Here is a 644-nt window from a genome sequence, read left to right on the forward strand (position 1 = left end):
ATAAACACACAGACCTAAAGCTTTCCAAGTTTGGGGTCCAACAATTCCATCTACAAGAACTGTTGAATCGTGGTCATTGCCTCTTCCTTGGAATTCAATAACTGCATTTTCTGTTGTCTTACCAAAGAAACCATCAACTTTTAAAGAGCTAAAACCATATTTTTGTAAGGTTTTTTGTAAAAGCTTAACCGAATCCGAAGTGGTTTTCTGATTGTCGTTGCGACGTAAAACGGGCATTGAAGAGCAAGCTGGAAGTTGTTTTTGTTGGTTTAATGTTTGCATTGTTGTGTACCTGTGTTGTAGTTTGATTTACTTCTGACGTAGCATTTTGAGAAATTAGATAAAGAATGAGGAGTAGTTGCGCGGTTCTTGACTTAAGAGGTGGCAACTGCCTTTTAAAGTACTTTTAACGTAATTAATACATCGAGCGCGTGTTATTATTTAATATCTGACTTGGACACTCTGAAACTTATTACCCGATGGGGCGCCGTCTGGATACATATCGAAAGCGAAGACTCTTGGTACAATGCTTAAAGGCGCCCTCAAATACGCACTTCCAACTCCTCTTTTATTTGTTTGAACATAGCCAATTTGTTGTTTACACTTTAAGAAAACGTTGTACTTAGTGTTCGGAGTCCCATCAA

2 protein-coding genes are annotated in these 644 nt (G+C 38.2%); both read right to left on the bottom strand.

The features are described 5' to 3' along the window. Positions 1-282 (bottom strand): peptidoglycan-binding domain-containing protein (locus AC2JBO_RS45095; RefSeq protein WP_496960113.1); only part of this gene is annotated, 282 nt, incomplete at its 3' end. 159 nt (positions 283-441) lie between these two features. Continuing rightward, a partial coding sequence (locus tag AC2JBO_RS45100) for a hypothetical protein (protein WP_496960114.1) occupies positions 442-644 on the bottom strand: 203 nt, incomplete at its 5' end.

Source organism: Calothrix sp. CBUCES-K 9914 (genome assembly GCF_059640475.1).